Source organism: Streptomyces sp. NPDC093586 (assembly GCF_044764905.1).
Lineage (GTDB): Bacteria > Actinomycetota > Actinomycetes > Streptomycetales > Streptomycetaceae > Streptomyces.
Window position 1 is genome coordinate 1 of sequence record NZ_JBIWJA010000109.1, and the last position, 1,155, is coordinate 1,155.

1 protein-coding gene is annotated in these 1,155 nt (G+C 64.7%); it reads right to left on the bottom strand.

The genetic code is table 11. From position 1 onward, the window contains the following. Positions 1-1,121: IS630 family transposase (locus tag ACIRFH_RS36630; protein WP_403530935.1), on the bottom strand; the 1,121-nt coding region annotated here is incomplete at its 3' end. Positions 1,122-1,155: the final 34 nt, after the last annotated feature.

Sequence of the window (1,155 nt, forward strand, 5' to 3'; positions counted from 1 at the left end):
TAGTGTCCTGCGCCAGAGATCCGTCGGCAGATGCGGGCGAGGGAGTCGAGGATTTCCTCGGCGGTCTTGGTCCAGATGAACGGCTTGGGGTCTTCGTTCCAGTCCTTGACCCATGCGCGGATGTCGGCTTCGAGGGCCTGGATGTTCTTGTGTGCGCCACGGCGGATCATCTGGTGGGCCAGGTAGCCGAACCACCGCTCGACCTGGTTGATCCAGGAGGAGCCGGTCGGAGTGAAGTGCAGCTCGAACCGCGGATGTTTGGCCAGCCAGGCCTTGATCGCCGGTGTTTTGTGGGTGCCGTAGTTGTCCACGATCAGATGGACCTGCAGGTGCCCCGGCACCACTTTGTCGATGCGGATCAGGAACTTCTTGAACTCCACGGCCCGGTGCCGGCGGTGCAGAGCGGTGATGACCTGACCGGTAGCGACGTCGAAGGCGGCGAACAAGGTGGTCAGGCCGTTACGGACGTAGTCGTGGGTGCGCCGCTCGGGCATGCCCGGCATTATCGGCAGCACGGGCTGGGAGCGGTCCAGGGCCTGGATCTGCGACTTCTCGTCCACCGAGAGCACCACCGCGCCCTCGGGCGGGTTGAAATAGAGGCCGACGACGTCGTAGACCTTTTCGATGAACAACGGGTCTGTCGACAGCTTGAAGGTGTCCGCCAGGTGCGGTTTGAGCTGGAACTGCCGCCAGATCCGGCCGACTGTGGACTTCGACAGACCACTGTGCTCGGCCATCGATTTCCTGGACCAGTGGGTGGCGTTCTTCGGTAGTTGTTCCAGCGTGGTGACCACGACCTTTTCCACCTGATCGATGCTGATGGTGGGCGGCCGGCCTGGCCGGGGCTCGTCGGCCAGCCCGTCCAGCCGCTCGGCGAGGAAGCGTCGCCGCCACTTGCGGACGGTGTCCGCGGTCACCCGCAGATCTCGGGCGACCGCGACAATCGGCGGCACCTCCGGCCCCGCGCACGCCAGCACGATCCGCGCCCGCAAGGCCAGGGCCTGAGCAGATGTCGCCCGACGCGTCCACCGCTCCAACACCGCCCGCTCGTCATCAGACAGCAGCAACGGTTCGAGCTTCGGGCCACGACGGGGCACTGACGCACCAGCAGCAGAAGTCATGCAATTTCTAACGATCAACTACTGGCGCAGGACA